17 protein-coding genes and 1 tRNA gene are annotated in these 16,368 nt (G+C 60.2%); 10 read left to right on the forward strand and 8 right to left on the reverse strand.

Annotated elements, in window-relative coordinates; all coding sequences use genetic code 11:
* Nucleotides 1-74: 74 nt before the first annotated feature.
* A tRNA-Pro gene (locus CRD20_RS06170) sits at nt 75-151 on the reverse strand.
* A 178-nt stretch (nt 152-329) separates the two neighbouring features.
* Nucleotides 330-1,265, reverse strand: coding sequence for a metallophosphoesterase (locus CRD20_RS06175; RefSeq protein ID WP_187405081.1), 936 nt, complete (start codon nt 1,263-1,265; stop codon nt 330-332).
* A 39-nt stretch (nt 1,266-1,304) separates the two neighbouring features.
* Between CRD20_RS06175 and CRD20_RS06180 the strand changes: the two genes are divergently transcribed.
* Nucleotides 1,305-1,766 carry a GatB/YqeY domain-containing protein gene (locus CRD20_RS06180; protein ID WP_049189436.1) on the forward strand — a complete coding sequence of 154 codons (462 nt, stop codon included), beginning with the start codon at nt 1,305-1,307 and terminating at the stop codon, nt 1,764-1,766.
* Between the two features lie 95 nt (nt 1,767-1,861).
* Here the strand turns inward: CRD20_RS06180 and CRD20_RS06185 are convergent, their stop codons facing one another.
* The gene (locus CRD20_RS06185; RefSeq protein ID WP_070841443.1) at nt 1,862-4,270 is read right to left on the reverse strand and encodes a transglycosylase domain-containing protein; all 2,409 of its coding nucleotides are present in this window, start codon (nt 4,268-4,270) and stop codon (nt 1,862-1,864) included.
* Nucleotides 4,271-4,640: 370 nt separating this feature from the next.
* Here CRD20_RS06185 and CRD20_RS06190 point away from each other — a divergent pair, with 370 nt between their 5' ends.
* The 4 genes from CRD20_RS06190 (at nt 4,641) to CRD20_RS06205 (ending at nt 6,800) form a co-directional block, all read left to right on the forward strand.
* Nucleotides 4,641-5,003, forward strand: coding sequence for a WhiB family transcriptional regulator (locus tag CRD20_RS06190; RefSeq protein WP_005511664.1), 363 nt, complete (start codon nt 4,641-4,643; stop codon nt 5,001-5,003).
* Between the two features lie 71 nt (nt 5,004-5,074).
* On the forward strand, nt 5,075-5,236 hold the full coding sequence (locus CRD20_RS06195) for a hypothetical protein (RefSeq protein ID WP_005511670.1): 162 nt from the start codon (nt 5,075-5,077) through the stop codon (nt 5,234-5,236).
* Nucleotides 5,237-5,372: 136 nt separating this feature from the next.
* The gene (locus CRD20_RS06200; protein ID WP_187405082.1) at nt 5,373-5,849 is read left to right on the forward strand and encodes a RidA family protein; all 477 of its coding nucleotides are present in this window, start codon (nt 5,373-5,375) and stop codon (nt 5,847-5,849) included.
* Nucleotides 5,850-5,984: 135 nt separating this feature from the next.
* Entirely contained in the window at nt 5,985-6,800 is an 816-nt protein-coding gene (locus tag CRD20_RS06205) for an MBL fold metallo-hydrolase (RefSeq protein ID WP_005511689.1), read from the forward strand.
* 227 nt (nt 6,801-7,027) lie between these two features.
* On the opposite strand, the gene CRD20_RS06210 is transcribed toward CRD20_RS06205, so the two are convergent.
* Nucleotides 7,028-7,273: a hypothetical protein gene (locus CRD20_RS06210; protein WP_143485270.1), complete on the reverse strand. Its 246-nt coding sequence runs from the start codon at nt 7,271-7,273 to the stop codon at nt 7,028-7,030.
* A 106-nt stretch (nt 7,274-7,379) separates the two neighbouring features.
* Entirely contained in the window at nt 7,380-8,063 is a 684-nt protein-coding gene (gene glxR / locus CRD20_RS06215) for a CRP-like cAMP-activated global transcriptional regulator GlxR (RefSeq protein ID WP_005511668.1), read from the reverse strand.
* A gap of 500 nt (nt 8,064-8,563) precedes the next feature.
* Here glxR and nth point away from each other — a divergent pair, with 500 nt between their 5' ends.
* The 4 genes from nth to CRD20_RS06235 are packed head-to-tail and all read left to right on the forward strand — an operon-like array spanning nt 8,564 to nt 12,318.
* Complete coding sequence (gene nth, locus CRD20_RS06220) at nt 8,564-9,493, forward strand: endonuclease III (RefSeq protein WP_168164050.1); 930 nt, start codon at nt 8,564-8,566, stop codon at nt 9,491-9,493.
* Between the two features lie 16 nt (nt 9,494-9,509).
* Nucleotides 9,510-10,271, forward strand: coding sequence for a TlpA disulfide reductase family protein (locus CRD20_RS11315; protein ID WP_070603595.1), 762 nt, complete (start codon nt 9,510-9,512; stop codon nt 10,269-10,271).
* The gene (locus CRD20_RS06230; RefSeq protein ID WP_016421925.1) at nt 10,268-11,125 is read left to right on the forward strand and encodes a CoA pyrophosphatase; all 858 of its coding nucleotides are present in this window, start codon (nt 10,268-10,270) and stop codon (nt 11,123-11,125) included. The genes CRD20_RS11315 and CRD20_RS06230 overlap by 4 nt, the downstream gene beginning before the upstream one ends.
* On the forward strand, nt 11,122-12,318 hold the full coding sequence (locus CRD20_RS06235; RefSeq protein WP_070566754.1) for a MarP family serine protease: 1,197 nt from the start codon (nt 11,122-11,124) through the stop codon (nt 12,316-12,318). The genes CRD20_RS06230 and CRD20_RS06235 overlap by 4 nt, the downstream gene beginning before the upstream one ends.
* A gap of 44 nt (nt 12,319-12,362) precedes the next feature.
* Here the strand turns inward: CRD20_RS06235 and CRD20_RS06240 are convergent, their stop codons facing one another.
* Together CRD20_RS06240 and CRD20_RS06245 are read right to left on the reverse strand one after the other, a co-directional pair.
* Nucleotides 12,363-13,340 (reverse strand): alpha/beta fold hydrolase, encoded by a 978-nt coding sequence (locus tag CRD20_RS06240; RefSeq protein ID WP_187405083.1) that lies wholly within the window; start codon nt 13,338-13,340, stop codon nt 12,363-12,365.
* Between the two features lie 94 nt (nt 13,341-13,434).
* On the reverse strand, nt 13,435-13,935 hold the full coding sequence (locus tag CRD20_RS06245) for a phage holin family protein (RefSeq protein WP_016421928.1): 501 nt from the start codon (nt 13,933-13,935) through the stop codon (nt 13,435-13,437).
* 204 nt (nt 13,936-14,139) lie between these two features.
* On the opposite strand from CRD20_RS06245, the gene CRD20_RS06250 reads away from it, so the two are divergent.
* On the forward strand, nt 14,140-15,147 hold the full coding sequence (locus CRD20_RS06250; protein ID WP_083326641.1) for a hypothetical protein: 1,008 nt from the start codon (nt 14,140-14,142) through the stop codon (nt 15,145-15,147).
* A gap of 24 nt (nt 15,148-15,171) precedes the next feature.
* On the opposite strand, the gene CRD20_RS06255 is transcribed toward CRD20_RS06250, so the two are convergent.
* Nucleotides 15,172-16,071: an HAD family phosphatase gene (locus tag CRD20_RS06255; protein ID WP_187405084.1), complete on the reverse strand. Its 900-nt coding sequence runs from the start codon at nt 16,069-16,071 to the stop codon at nt 15,172-15,174.
* Nucleotides 16,072-16,368: the final 297 nt, after the last annotated feature.

The raw sequence follows: 16,368 nt of genomic DNA on the forward strand, positions 1-16,368 counted from the left end.
GAAAAGTAGGCCCAGAAGCCAATGACAAAACCCTCCCTCACTTGGATAACTCCAGGTGAGAGAGGGTTTCTACTTGGTCGGGGTAGCGGGATTTGAACCCACGGCCTCTTCGTCCCGAACGAAGCGCGCTACCAAGCTGCGCCATACCCCGAGGCCACAGACACGAACTGGGAACATACGTCTCAGTGCTGTGCTTGCGAGGACTTACTTTAGCCCGACGCTGAGTCAGAATGCAAAACGCCTGCTTAACGGGCTGTGGGGACAAGCCGCGGTCTCCGCCGCGTCCTTACAAACTACGAACTGCACCCCTACGAACTACGAACAACAAACTACGAATCCCGCTCCACAACCTCGATCAAGGTCGCGGATGGGCGGCAGAACAAGCGCACCGGAGCGTAAGGGGAAGTGCCAAGGCCATTGGAGACATGCAGCCACGTCTTCTCGGTCCAGCGCGACAACCCCGAGGCCCGCGAGCGGTCGATACCGCAGTTGGTCACAATGGCCTTCCCGCCGGGCAGGCACACCTGGCCACCGTGTGTGTGGCCAGAAAGCACCAGGTCGTAGCCGTCTTCCGCAAAAGAATCCAACACGTGTGGCTCCGGCGAGTGCGACAGGCCGATAGCGATGTCGGCATCCGCATTCGGGGCACCGGCAATCTGCGAATAGTCCTCCAACTCGTGATGAGGGTCATCCACACCGGACAGCGCCACCTTCACGCCACCCGCCACAAACTCCAGCCGGGCATGGGTGGCATCCTGCCAACCGTGTTCGATAAACGCAGCGCGCATGCCGCGCCACGGCAGTTCGACGCGTGAGGGCTTGCGCTTCTTGCCCGTCAGGTACTTCAGCGGATTGACAGGCCGTGGCGCGAAGTAGTCATTCGTACCGAACACGAAGGCGCCCGGACGGTTCAGTAGGGGGCCGAGCGCTGCGAGGACACTGGGAACGGCCTTGTCGCTGCCCAGGTTGTCGCCGGTATTAATCACCAGGTCAGGGTTCAGAGCATCGAGGCTGGCAACCCACTTCTGCTTCAGCTTCTGGTCGGGGAGCATGTGGAAGTCGGAGACATGCAGAATCCGGAAAGGCTCACCCTCGCGCTTTCCCGCCCGGGCGAGCGTGCCGGGTGCCAGCACGGGAACTTGCACACGGTGGAGTTTGAATGCGCGCAATTCGATTTGGTTCGCGTAGATGAACGTCGTCAAGCCGAGCGTGGCGATAGCTGCGGCAGACCGCAGAATTCGGTTGGAAAAAGCGCGCGATGTCATGACAGAGACACTATCAACTACAGCGGTAATCTAGGGCGTATGAGTGAACTGAAGAACACAATTGTCTCCGATATGACCGCCGCAATGAAGGCCCGCGACAAGGAAACCGTCGCGGCGCTGCGCATGCTGAAGGCCGCCATCCAGACCGAGGAGGTTTCCGGCTCCAAGCACGAGCTCACCGATGACGAGGTGCTGCGTGTGATCGAGCGGGAGGTCAAGAAGCGTCGCGAGTCCGCTGAGATGTACGCCGAGAACGGCCGCCAGGAACTTGCCGACGCCGAACTCGCCGAAGCAGAGGTTTTCGCCCGCTACCAGCCGGAACAGCTTGACGACGACGCCGTGAAGAACCTCGTTGCGGAATCCGTGGCCGAGGTTGCTGGCGATGATGCGCCGAGCATGAAGATCATGGGCCAGGTTATGAAGGTGGCTAAGGAAAAGGCCGCTGGCCAGGTCGATGGCAAGCGGCTTTCCGAGGCCGTTAAGGCTGCCCTGCAGGGCTAGCGCGACCTTTCGCCGTTTTCCCTTTTCGGCGATAAGCGTTGGAGCTGTTTCTTTGGCGCGGGTTGGAGCTGCCTCCCAGAGCGAACTAAAGCGGACTAGAACGGCAGCAGCGGAATCAGATCCCGCAAGCTCGGCGCTGGCGGAGTGTTCGGGCGAGGGAACTGCGGTAGCGGATCCGGCCGGGACGTCGTCGAGTCCGGCCGCGGCGACGGCGCTGGTGGCGGGGTCGGACGGCGGGTGCCATCGGCCACGCGGATCGTGACGGTGCCACCCTTGAGTAGTAGCGGCGGCTGATCCAACCCGACCACGATTCCGCGCGACTCGCCGGTGAGGGAGACTGTGCGTTCCTCTACCTTGTAGCCGGCCTTCTTAAGGGTCTCCCGGGCCTCGGCCTTCTGCATGCCCACCACATTCGGCATTTGGGTGATAGAGGTACCCAGTCCGTAGTCCGAATCCAGTGGTGGGAGGTTCTTTCCGCCATAGTCCTCGATGACCGGGCCGACTGCGCCGAACCATGTCCGCGCGGGCTCGCGACCACCAAAGAGGTTGCCGTTCGGGCACTGGCGCAGCGGCGACGTGCACAGCTCCGTGACAGTCGGGGTGTCGTTGTAGGCGTACACCGATCCGGCCAGGCCGCCGGTGAAGCCCAGGAATGCCGCGGACTGGTTCGACTCGGTGGTACCGGTCTTAGCCGCGACTGGACCTTCCCAATTCAGCTCTTTCGCGGCATCCTTCGCGGTGCCATCGGTGGCGTCATTGCTGAGCGCATTAGCAATCGCGTGCGCGACACCCGGCTCCACTGCCTGTTCGCACGGTGGCACATTCAGCTTGACCGCATTGCCCTTGGAGTCCGTGATCGACTCAATTGGAGAGGGCTCGCACCAGCGGCCATTGCTGGCCAGGGTGGCAGCGACATTGGACAGCTCAAGGTTATTCACCGGCGTCGGACCCAGCACGAACGAGCCGAGCTTATGCTCCGAGACATAGTCCGCCACCGAGGACTCGCCATCAAAACTGCCCGGCTCCGTGTATGAGCGCATGCCCAGGCGTACCGCCATGTCCATCACGCCATCGACGCCGACCAGCTCCGAAATCTGAATAAAAGGAGTATTCGGCGACCGTGCGAGCGTCTCACGTAGCGACATCGACGGCGGGAAACTACCTACGTTCTCCACGCAGTACAGGCCCGGCGGGCAGCCCTCTGCGCCACCGGTGCCCAGCCCGGAGGCCTCATAACGACGCGGCACCGGGAAGTTGGTGTCAATACCCAGCCCCTTTTCCACCGCCGACGTCGCCGCGAAAATCTTAAAAATCGAGCCCGCGCCATTGCCCACCGGCGTAAATGGCTGCGGCTGCACGGTCTGCATTTGTTCCGCATCGAGGCCGTATACGCGTGACGACGCCATCGCGAGCAACTTCCTGGAGTCATCCCCAGGCTCAAGCAAACTCATAACCTCGGCTGCGCCATCCGCAGTCGGTGACGCCTGCTGACGCAGAGACTCCTGCACGCTGTCCTGCACACGCGGGTCCAGCGTGGTCTTCACATGGAAGCCACCGCGCTTGAGCTTCTCGGTCTCAATACCGTGGTTCTCCAAGTAGGAGACCACATAATCACAGAAGAAACCCCGATCGCCCGCCGCGATACAGCCCTGCGGCAGGCGCTGAGGCTCTGGGAGAATACCGAGATCAGCTGCCTTGGCGTCCTGAGCCTCCTGCGGGCCAATTGCTCCCGTGGATTCCATAGCCGCAAGCACGTCGTTACGCCGTGCATGCGCACCTTCCGGATTTGTATACGGATCGAGCCCGGAGGACTGCTGAACCATGCCCGCGAGCAGAGCGGCCTGCGGGACATTCAGATCGGACGCGGGAATGCCGAAGTATGTCTGAGCTGCAGCTTCCACGCCGAAAGCGCCATTGCCGAAGGGGACCAAGTTCAGGTACTTAGTCAGAATCTCGTCTTTCGTCAGCTCATCTTCCAGATCCAACGCGATGCGAATCTCGCGGATCTTGCGGCCATAATCCGTGGCAGTAGCAGCGCGGCGCTCCGACTCCGACTCTGCGTCCACCAGCAGCGTGTGGTTCTTAATCAACTGCTGCTCAATTGTGGAGGCGCCTTCCTGCACCGACTGGGACATGAAGTTCTTTACCGCCGCACGAGCAGTACCCTTCCAGTCCACACCAGAGTGCTCATAAAAGCGCCTATCTTCCACGCTGACCAGCGCATCCTTCATAGCTGGCGAGATACGTTCCGACGGCACATTAAACCGCCGCTGATCATAGAGCCACGCAATTGGCTGATCATTACGATCCGTAATAGTGGTGACCCCCGGTGCGTCCTTAGAAATCACCGACCGCGACGCCGACGCGAATTCATCAGCCGTGCGCGCGACGAGGTAGGCCGAGCCGCCCACAAGAGGAAAGAGGGCGCTGGCCACAATCAACGCAGCCAACACAGTGGCAACGGAGAGCTTGAACAGCGTCGAACCTTTATTCACAGCAATCACACTACAAGGTAGGGCGGATTGAGCCGAAGTGAGTTTTCGAAAATCCGCCTAGAGACATGCCCGGCGAGCCCAGAAAAACGCCTGGCGAGCGGGGGAGGAGTGCTACGAGCGCCCTTACAATACCGGGCAACTCATCGTGTGGTGGTTTCTGGAAAAAGATTTTCATAGTGACGTAAATCACCCCCGTGCTTTTGTTGGAAAAAGTTGCCCCACCTGCATCGTTGTATTTAGAGCTGCGCCACGCCCACCCTCCCAGTGTGACCCAATCGACATTATTTGGTTGGTGTGAATAGACTTACAACAAAATTTCAGCACTATTTAGTTGAAACTATTTCGAAATAACGAAAATCGCAGGCACGAGGAGGCTACAATGACCGCCACGATTCCCGATCGCAACCGCACTGCTACTACGCCAGACTACGAGCTCGGTGTAGAGAGCTTCCGCGATCGTCAGGAGTGGGTCCCGCGCGCTAAGTGCCGCGATATTGACCCGGATAAGTTGTTCGTTCGCGGCGCCGCACAGCGCGAAGCCGCAGTTATCTGCCGCCACTGTCCAGTGGTTCTGCAGTGCCGTGCCGACGCTCTGGATAACCGCGTCGAGTTCGGCGTCTGGGGTGGCCTGACCGAGCGTCAGCGCCGCGCAATGCTGCGCGAGCACCCGGAAATTACTTCGTGGGCCGACTTCTACGCTGAGCAGTACGCAGCTCAGCGCAAGGCAAAGCTGGCTAAGTAAAAACCGAACTTAGACCGAAGTAAAACTAAACCCCCAGCGCGCGAGGCTGGGGGACAGATAAAGTAGCTTCCATGACTACTAAATGGGAATACTTCACCGCACCGCTGCTCATTCACAACACCAAGGCCATCCTGGACAACTTTGGTGAGGACGGCTGGGAACTCGTCACTGTTCTCCCCGGCCCGACCGGCGAAAACCACGTCGGTTACTTCAAGCGCCCGAAGGCTGACTAATTACCTCGGTGTCTAGCACCTAACTAACAACGGCGGTTGTGCTTTCGATTGGCAGCTGACTCACGGTTGGCTGCCATCTTTCTTTGGCCGGCTTTATTCGCCCGGCCCCCAGTCGCCGTGGAAAGGCTTAACTTAAATGAGCAACTCTGAATCTCGCACTCCTTCCCAGGCCCTCGAGGGCCTGGGGCTTACCCTGCCTGCAGTTGCCGCGCCAGTTGCGGCCTACGTACCCGCAACGCGCACGGGCAACCTTGTTTTCACCTCCGGTCAGCTCCCATTCGTAAACGGCGAGCTCACCCACGTCGGCCACGTCGGCGCAGAAGTAACTGCTGAGGAGGCCAAGGAGGTCGCCCGCACCTGCGCTCTTAACGCTTTGGCCGCAGTCGATGCTGAGGTTGGCCTCGACAACGTCACCCGCATCGTGAAGGTCGTCGGCTTCGTCAACTCCGCCGCCGGATTCACTGGTCAGCCGGGCGTTATCAATGGAGCCTCGGAACTCTTCGGCGAGGTCTTCGGTGAACGCGGCCAGCACGCTCGCTCGGCAGTGGGTGTAAATCAGCTTCCGCTGGACGCTCCCGTGGAAGTCGAAATCATCGTTGAAGTAGCCCAGTAGCTGCTGTGTTTGCTGCCGTGACCAGTGGGGATGCTGCGTTCTCCGGGGCGTCGTAAAGCGTGCTTACACCCAAATGAGCCGAATTGGACGACGTGGCGCGCTCCCCGGATTGCGCAACCACGTAGGATAGAGGACATGGAGCATCCTGCGTATAGCCAACTGCGTCAGATTTCTCAGTCTGTGGGCGTCGTTCTGTGCCCGAACCCCAGCTATTCTTCGCTGGAGGGTACGAACTCCTACGTTATTAAGGCTGAGGGGGATAGCCGCAGCATTGTCATCGATCCGGGTCCGGAGGACGAGGGACACCTGAACGTCCTGCAGCGTTATGCCGGCGACGTTGCGTTGATTCTGCTGACGCACCGTCATGGCGACCATGCTGATGGCGCCGCACGTTTCCGCCAGCTCACCGGCGCGCCGATTCGTGAGCTGGAGTCTCAGTACTGCGCGGGAGGTCAGGATCCGCTTGTCGACGGCGAACGTATCGTCCTCGACGGAGTGACTCCGCAGATTGAGGTCGTGGCAACCCCTGGTCATACCGCTGATTCCGTCTGCTTCTTCATTCACACTGGTGATGGCGAGGACGATGTTGAAGGCATCGTTACCGGTGACACGATTGCTGGCCGCCACACCACTATGATCTCGGAGACCGACGGCGACCTGGGTAAGTACATGGAAACCCTGAAAATGCTGGATTCGCGCGGCAAGGGTGTTCGTCTGCTGCCTGGGCATGGTGCTGACCTGCCGGACATCACTGTGATGACGCAGAAGTACATTGAGCGTCGTAAGCTGCGCCTTCAGCAGGTGAAGGATGCCGTTGCCAAGCTGGGCGACGAAGCTACGGTCGACCAGATTGTGGATGAGATTTACACCGATGTCGATCCGGTGCTGCGTCATGCTGCTGAGCAGTCGACTCGTGTGACCCTGCGCTACCTGCGCGATCACGGGGAGTAATTGCTGGGCTTTGGCTTCGGCTTGGGCTTCGGCCAGTTGCTGGGCTGGTCTGGGCTGGGCTTAATTGAGACTGGGCTGAAGCCGAGCTTGAGTGAAGCTGAGCTTGACTCACCGCATGAAAAGAGCGTGTGACCTGCAGTTTTGCGGGTTGCGCGCTTTTTGTTTGGGCTAGTGCTGGTTGGGGTGGGCTAGTGCCGGTTGGGTGGGTTGGCCTCGTCGGGGCCAGCTCAATCACTTATCGATGAGGTATCCACTTGTCGATGAGCTATAGCGCGCGCATAAGTGAACAGCGCATCGATAAGTGATTGATGCAAGGAGAAATCGGTGAATGGTGCATCGATAGGTGCCGGGAAAGCATCGATAAGTGGCAGAAAAGCATCGATAAGTGCGCCAAACTTGGCCGGCATGCCAGGCCAGCATGCCAGGCCAGCGGGGGAAGACAACAAAAATCCCGCGAGCCTCATGCGTTTCATGCGCTCCTACGGGAACCGAGGATCCAAAAGCAGAGGCTGCGGGATGTGAGTCGTTTGGGCAGCGCCACAAGCGCCACAAGCTAACGTGCGCCACAAGCGCAACAAGCTAACGTGCGCGGCGGGCCAAACGCTCCGTATCGGAGATGAGCACGGACTTGCCCTCAAGGCGAATCCAGCCGCGGTGGGCGAACTCTGCCAGAGCCTTGTTAACGGTCTCTCGGGAGGCGCCGACGAGCTGTGCGATTTCCTCCTGAGTCAGGTCGTGGTTCACGCGGAGAGCAGAACCTTCCTGAACACCGAAGCGATTGGCCAGCTGAAGCAGGGACTTAGCAACGCGACCAGGGACGTCGGTGAAAATGAGGTCAGCCAGTGAATTGTTGGTGCGGCGCAGACGGCGGGCCAGCATGCGCAGCAGCTGAGCTGGAACATCAGGGTGCGAACCAACCCATTCCTGCAGCTGATCGGCACTCATGGACGCGGCGGAAACTTCGGTGACGCAGACCGCCGAAGAGGTGCGCGGGCCCGGGTCGAAGATGGAGAGCTCGCCGAACATGTCGGACGGGCCCATGATGGTCAACAGGTTTTCACGACCGTCGGCTGAGCGACGAGCCAGCTTCACCTTGCCATCAATAATGATGTAGAGCCGATCGCCCGGCTCACCCTCATTGAAGATGGTGGTTCCACGCGGGAAGCGAACCGTCTCGAGCTCACCGAGCAGGGCCTGCACAGCCTCCTGGTCAACTCCCTGAAATACACCGGCCCGGGAGAGAATCTCCTTGACGTCATCCACGGTAAAATTCTCCTGTCTTTGGCCACTAACCACCGTAAATACAGGCCAGCAGCCACCAAATTAACACTCGACTACAGATTGCAGTGGCCAAACAGGAAGAGAAACTGCCCCGTCCCACTAGTCCCACTACTTTCGGTCTTTCCCGGTAACGCCGCTGCCAGCTTTCAAGGCAGGTTCATCCCTGGACGAATTTCACGACAAATCGCCTCTACAGATGCATCCCAAAACTACGCCGTCACCAAGATGTGATAAGCACCACTGTAGCAAAAGAGCCACTGCGCCTGTGGGGAATTCTGGTGAAAAGCCGCTGAACTGTGTATTTATAACTAACAATTCGCTAACGGTGTTCCAAGATGTGGTGGGGCATGACTTCTTTGGTTTTTGACCGAATATGCCCGAGCTGCTACCGGTTCCATCCGCATCCCGGACGAATCTAAAGATTCGGCCCGCGAAAAGTGCGCACGCGAATTGCAATCCGGGGTAGCCGATACACTACGACCATGGATACGACCGGCAAGGCATCGTCGTTAAGCACGCACCAGATAAGCAAACCCCAACCCACGCACCCGCAGGGCTCTCTGACGTCGAAGAAGCGTCGGGCGGTGGGGGCGCATCCGGCGGCGCGGGGGAAGGAGACGCACCTGGGTATGGTGCGGCGCGCGCGGCGGATTAACCGCACGCTGGCGGTGGCGTACCCGAATGCTCACTGTGAGCTGGACTTTCGTAATCCGTATGAGCTCGCGGTGGCGACGATTCTGTCGGCGCAGTGTACGGACGTGCGGGTGAATATGACCACGCCGGCGTTGTTCGCTAGGTACCCCAGCCCGGCCGATTTGGCGGTTGCGAATCAGGAGGAGGTCGAGGAGCTCGTTCGACCGACGGGTTTCTATAGGAATAAGGCTGCGAACATTATCGGTTTTGCGCAGGGGGTGATGGAGCAGCACGGCGGCGAGGTCCCGGGCACGTTGGAGGAGCTGGTGAAGCTGCCGGGCGTGGGGCGAAAGACGGCAAATGTGGTGTTGGGGAATGCTTTTGGGGTGCCGGGTTTGACGGTCGATACGCATTTTGGGCGTCTGGTGCGGCGCATGGGCCTCACGGAGCAGGAAGATCCGGTGCGCGTGGAGCACGAGATGATGGAGGTGCTGCCGCGCGCGGAGTGGACGTGGTTTTCGCATCGGCTGATTTTCCACGGTCGCCGGGTGTGCCATTCGCGCCGGGCGGCGTGCGGGGCGTGCTTCTTGGCGGCGGATTGCCCGTCGTACGGCATCGCGGGTCCGGCGGAGCCGGAGACTGCGGAGAAGTTGATTAAGTCAGACGACAGGGAATGGCTTCTCTACCTGGCCGGTCTTAATGACGGCTACAGTGGGGAGGAACTTTCCGCGCTTGACGACGGGGATAGCGCGCGCAACACCACAGCGACACAGGACTAGTCGAGGAGCACTTTTCGTGAATGAGCAGGGCGGTCATAGTCACAATGGTGGCCACTATGAGGATCGGCAGGCGGACGTTAACCGTTCGGCATCGCTGATTACGCTGCTCATCGCGGGAGTTAGCATTGTGGGTCTGGTGATTTTCGCGATTGTGAATACCACTGGTGGCAATGACGAGGCCGACGGTGGTGGGACCGGATCTGGTGTGAGTGTCGGTGCGGATGGCGCTGGCAATGGTGATGGCGCTGGCAGTGAGGGTGAAGTGGATGGTGCACCGGCAGCGCCAGCGATGTCGAAGGATGAGATCGCGGCGGTAGCGGGTAGCGGCTCGCTGACCAGTGTGCGCTTGCCGCTGTTGGCGGAGTCGGGAGACTCGGCAGGCCAGGACAACGAGGCTGGGCAAGTGGAACTGGTGGACATGGGGCAGGTCGTCGAGGGCAAGCCGACGGTGCTTAATGTCTGGGCGTGGAACTGTGCGCCGTGTCGCCAAGAGCTACCGCTTATTGAGCAATGGGCCAAGGACAATCCGGACGTGCAGGTGGCGACGGTGCATGCGGCTCGCGAGGCGGGGCGTGGCCAGGCCTTCCTGCAGGAAATCGGAGTGAAGCTACCGACCTACTCGGACACGGTCGACGTGGTCGGACCAGCGTTGAATCTACCGCGAGTTGTGCCCATCACCGTGGTGTTTAAGGCAGATGGCACGGTGGCGACTATTCATCCTGGTGAATTCACCGATGCGCAGCAGATTACTGATCTCGTGCGAGGTGCATTGAAGTGACTCAGGGACAGTCGTGGAATCGTGACGCAAGCTCGGGGCTGTATCTGCCGAAGTGGTTGACCAATAGTTTGCCGCCGCACCTGGTCAGCGCTGATCACGACGCGGCAGGTCACGCCAGCAGCGCCAGCCACGCCACAACAGGCCACTCGGAGCAGCAGGTGGCCGGCCGCTCCGCTTCGTCGTCAAGCGTGAAGCGCGCGTTTGCGAAGTTGCGGCGAGACTCCTCGACGCAGGAGAAACCGTTGCGGAATCCGGCGCGGTCGGCGGTGTTGGTGCTGATCAGCGGTGATGCGGAGGCGCACCAGCGGCCGGAGGATGCCAGCGTGGTACTTACGCACAGAGCGACAACCCTGCGTAAGCATGCAGGCCAGATGGCTTTTCCGGGCGGTCGTGTCGATCCCGAGGATGTGGATGAAATCGATACCGCGCTGCGTGAAGCCGAGGAAGAAACCGGCCTGAACCGAGAGACGGTGACGCCGGTGCGGGTGCTGGACTCGATTGACATTTCGCGGACTGGCTTCGCGGTGAATCCGGTGTTGGCGTATTGGCATGCACCGCATCCGCTGCGTGTGGTCGACCCTGCAGAGACGGAATCGGTGCTCAATGTGCCAATTAGCCATCTGACGAATCCGGACAACCGCATGATGCTGGGCTATCACGGCTGGACAGGGCCAGCATTTAAGGTTGGTGACTTCGTCGTTTGGGGCTTTACCGGCGGCGTGCTGTCCTACTTGCTAGACGTGGCCGGCTGGTCGGAACCGTGGGACGACACCAACGTGCAGAAACTTTTGCCGGTGCTCGCGCGTTCCGCTAATGGTGAAAAACTGTCCGTACTGAAGGGAGGCCGACGATGATGCCTGCAATCGCTGTGTTTGACGTTGCGCTGCTGGCGGTCTTCATTTTCGCGCTTATCGTCGGCTGGCAGCAGGGCGCCGTCTCGTCGATTATGGCCATTTTGGGCGTTGTCCTGGGCTTGGTCATTGGTGTGCCCTTGGCGCCGCTAGCTATGGCGCAGGTCGAGAACCAGTCGGGAAAGGTTCTTCTGGGCCTCGGCACGGTGATTCTGTTGGCGTTGATTGGTCATGCGGTGGGAACAGTGGCGGGGCAGTCGCTGCGGAATACCATTCGCTCGCCGCTGGCAGTCGGCCTGGATTCTAGCCTCGGTGCCATCGTGCAGTCCGTGACGGCGCTGGTAGTGACATGGATGATCGCCGTGCCGCTGGCCACCGCCGTGCCCGGGCAGTTCGCCGACTGGGTGCGTGAGTCCAAGGGCATGAACCTCATTGACCAGGTCGCGCCCGACGAATGGAGTGACGGCTTCAGTGGCATCCTCCGTCAGCTTCGCGATGATGGAATGCCCGCCATCGCTCCGCCATTCGGCTACAAGCAGAACGTCCCCGATGAGCCCGCCGACCCCAATGTGATTTCACAAGGTGTCGTCGACAGTATTCGACCGTCCATCGTCCGCGTCTTGGGCGAGGCCCCGCAGTGTGAACGCTTGCTGCAGGGTACTGGCTTTGTCATCGCGCCGGATTTGATTCTGACAAACGCGCACGTGGTCGCTGGCGCCACCACTGTTCGGCTGGAAACCGTGGTCGGCATGGCTGACGCGAACGTCGTGCACTACGATCCGCTTGACGACGTCGCACTGCTCCGAACCACCGACCTACCCCTGGAGCCCATGCAGTGGGCGGATCAGGAAGCTCGTCCGGGCGATGACGCGGTAGTGCTGGGCTTTCCCGAGTCCGGCCCCTTTAAGGCCACACCTGCGCGCGTGACGGAGAACATCATTATTCGAGGCCCGGATATTTATTCGTCGACTCGGCACGAGCGTCAGTCCTATGTTCTGAAGGCAGATGTGCGCCACGGTAACTCGGGCGGCCCACTGATTACGCCGCAGGGCCAGATCCTGGGCTTGGTCTTCGGTGCCGGTGTGAACAATGACCAGACTGGTTACGCGCTGACGCACGCCGAGGTCCAGCCACACATTGATGAGGCGATGGATAACTACGGGGCGATCAGCACGCAAGAGTGCGTGGCGGGGTAAGCGGAAAGTTGTGTGGGGCGCGCCAGCCCCAGCCGAGCCGGAGTCTAAGACCCCTCCGGCAACCAGTGCAGGTGATCCCTGATTGCCTGCACCACAGCCTGAGGTTTCTCTGCCGGCAGGAAGTGCCCACAATCCGGCACAACGCGCACGTGACTCGAGCTGAGCTCCACTAGCGCACGTGGGGTACGAGTGTCCTGCTCGCCGACGAGCAGCACCGTGTGCTCATCGCTTTTCGACGAGCCCTCCACCGCACTCAACCACTTGCGGAAAGCGGCCGGAGCCGGTCGCGTCCACCAATTCATGTGAGCCAGTGCAGGGCGGAGTGCACCACTGGCCAGGCTGTCAGCCATGAGTTCCGCGGTCTGTTTTCCCTCGGAGGTCTCGGCGAACCCCTGCCCGGTGGTGGACATGGACTCGCGCACGATGCGGTCAATAAGCCGCTGCTGGCGAGCCTCAGCCGCCTGCGTGCTGAACTTATTGCGACGCAACTGCGGTACCCGTGGCCGCGAGTCCCACCACGAACGGCGCAGCAGAGGAGCCAGGCTACTGCGGAAGTCCTCCGACCACGGGCTCTTCAACTGGTTCAGCCACACTTTCGGATGTGCAGCACCACAACCAATAATTCCGGAGACAAGATTGGGCTGCCGCGAAGCCAACGTCCACGCCACCCAGGTGCCGAACCCCTGACAGACCAGCAGCGCGGTCGAATGCCCCAACGAGCGAATCGATGAGGCGATGTCCTGGGCCGCCTCAAACGGATCGTAGCCTTGCGGTGTTCGGTCGGACTGACCGTAGCCACGCATAGAAATAGCCACAGCGTGCACGGGGAGGGGGTCTCCCGAGTCGTCGTTAAGCAGTGGCAAAACCTCGCGCCATTCAAACCAACCGCCAGTCGAGCCGTGAATAAACAACACGAGCGGATCGGAGGGGCGGCCGCACTCCGCGATGTGTAGGCGCTGGCCGCGGACGTGAATGAGACGATGACGCCAGGGGCCAGTGAGAGAATCGCGGAGGGAGGTCATGAGGGGAAAATACCTTATCCGAAGGGCTTAAACCGGGACTGAATAAGACAAAAGGGCGAGACCAACAAAGTCCCGCCCAATTTCTTTCAAGCCTTTAGGTGTACATACCGTTCGACTGCGAAGACTTCTTCGCCGACCCCGACGGCACGACCCCCTTCAGCTCCTGCATCGACTCGATGGTCTTCTCCGGCTTGCGGATCGACTTGACCTTCTTCAGACCCAGCAGTGCTGCCACACCAGCGATGACCAGCATCAGAACGAAAACGATGAGGAAGGCAGCCCAGGTTGGCAGCCAAACATCCAGCAGCCAGCCGAGGAAGAAGAAAAAGAAGAACGAGGAGTACAGCGCGACGACGCCGGCAACCGCGAAGAAGCCACCGCCAACTGCGCCCTTCTTAGCCTCGCCAGCAATTTCGGCCTTGGCCAGCTCAATTTCAGAGCGAACCAGAGCGGAAATCTGCGAAGAAGCATTAGACACGAGCTGGCCGACGCTAGCATCACCCGATGCGTTGCTATCCACATCACTCAGCGGGATAGCGGTAACACGCGGTTCGGTGCCGTCGGTAAAGAGACCCTTCGTATCGTCGTTGCTCACGTGTACTTCCTCCTACGCAGATGGTTGGAAAAGATGGTTTGAAACTTTAAAACTGCAGTTACAAACTGCCATACTACCTCTGATTGTGGGTAGGGCGCGCCATAAGGGCGAAAAAGCCAAGAACTCGTTGAAGTTTTTCTCATCTTTGACCATTTCTATATAAGTTTGTCACTTACTTAGCGGTGAAGAATTAGGGTGTGGGATATGAACAATCAGCCTGAGAACGTGCGTGGAGCCGATGGAGTTGGTGCCGGTGCTGGCAATGGTGACGGCAATGGCGCCGGTGTCGGAAAGGGTGGCCTAGCTGGCATGAGCCTGGGTGTGTCCTCCGTGTCGGCGAAGAAGCGCGCAGAGCGTGAGGCAGCGCAGGCGAAGGCATCTGAATCGGGTGCCGGTGGCGCTGACAGTGCTCCCGCCGCTGCTATTCCGCAGCTTGACCCCAAGGACCCCCTCGCGCCCCTGTGGCAACTCGACGGCGTTGCGCACGCGGCTGATGTTGCGGCCAAGGCCATCCAGTCCGTCCATAGGCACAAGGCCAACCTGCGCAAGCACAACGTCACCGGCTCCGAGTCGGTCCTGCGTGGCGCTCGGGCATCGGCGTGGCTAGAAGGCGGCGAGCCATCGCTTCCCGACGACGGCAATATCACCGACCCCGTGCTCGCAGCAGCCCTGCGGGTTGCCGACACCATTTCCCCGGAGTCAATTGGTGAGACCACTCGCGTGTGGCAGCGCGCTCCGCAGCAGGTGCTGGCCAAGTTTGCGCTGAACGCATCGCCCGCAGGTGAAACTGAAGACGGTTCCGAGCCGCGGATGAAGGCCGGCCGTCCGGTCGGTGACGACAAGCTCTCATCCGCGATGAAGGAGCAGCGTCTGCACGTGCTCGGTGACTTCATCACTGGCCGCAGCCAGATCCATGCTGGTGTGCTCTCGGCGATTGTGCACGGTGAGCTGCTGACTCTGCGCCCCTTCGAGTACCACAACGGCATCATCGCCCGCGCCGCCTCGCGACTGACGACTGTCGCAACCGGCCTGGATCCGCGTGGCTTGGCTGTGCCCGAGGTCTACTGGACCCGCCACCGCCAGGAGTATTTCGAGGCCGCAGAGGGGTTTGCGTCGGGAAGCGCGGATGGCCTGCGTGCGTGGATTCTCCTGCACCTGGAGGGGCTGAAGGCCGGTGCCGTGGAAGCACGCGGTATCGCCGAAGCGGTGTAGGCAGGCCGGCTGCTGGATGGTGGGTTAGTCGGCCTTTGACTCGTCGTCATTTTTGCGCAGTGCCAACAACGTCGCACCCGCGCCAAGCGCCAGTGTGACGCCGGCAAGAATTGCAGCATTGCGTTTCGACGGCGCGCGAAACAGCGGGACGGGATTCCGGAATTGGCGCACAGGCCACTCACGTTCCGTCGCAATCTTGCGCAGAGCGCGATCGGGATTGACCACAACGGGATGGCCGACTGCAGACAGCATGGGCTCATCAGTGATGGAATCCGAGTATGCGAAGCATTCGGCCAGGTCGAACTGGTGCTTTTCCGCTATCCGACGCATCTGCACAGCCTTGTTTTCGCCTCGGCAGAAGAATTCCGTTTCACCCGTAAAGAGCCCATCGCGGATCTCCAGCTCGGTGGCCACCACGTTGTAGACACCGAGTGCCTGCGCAATGGGCTCAACAATCTGCCGAGCCGATGCCGAGATAATGAACACCTGATGCCCCTGTGCGCGGTGTTCACGAATGAGCTCCAATGCCTCGGCGTAGATGTACGGCGTGATGTTCTGCTCTAGGGTTTCGATGGCGACCTGGCGCAGCTCCCTGACGCTGTGACCAGCGATAAGGGCGGAAAACTGCTCGCGGGTGGCTTCCATTTGCGCCTCATCGTGTCCCTGCGACATGTACAGGGCATGGCTGAGCGCCATTTGCAGCATGTCTGTCGGCGAAATGATGCCGCGTTCGAGGAATTGCTTGTTGAACGCATATGCCGAGCTCTTGGCAATAATGGTTTTATCCAGGTCAAAGAACGCAGCGACGCGAGAGTCAGCGGTGGCGTGGAGGCCTGCAGCGATTTGGGCATTTTTAGAGCTGCTCCAGTCCGTAGAAGCTTGAGGCTGCGGCGTTGTTGACGCCTTGTTCTCGCCGGTGTTCATAGGCTCCGAGCTTACCCATGGATGTCGGGCTCGGGGAGAGCATTATGAGTGTTTAACTGCTGGGTGGGGGACTGGGGCGATTGGGGCGGTGGCGGTCGTGGGGGCTTGGCGGCGATTGGGGTGCGGCATTTCCTGGGCGCGATTAATCGAGGAAACGTGACATCGAACATATTGGGCATTAAATCCTTTGTAAGGTATTTGCAGATTCCTCGGGATATGTAATACTTGGACGTGGCTGGCCCCTTCTTGTTCTTTTTAGAAACAGACTGCGAGGCCGCCCCGGCTCAATCCCCCCCC

Source organism: Corynebacterium sp. LK33 (assembly GCF_014334955.1).
Classification (GTDB): domain Bacteria; phylum Actinomycetota; class Actinomycetes; order Mycobacteriales; family Mycobacteriaceae; genus Corynebacterium; species Corynebacterium jeikeium_D.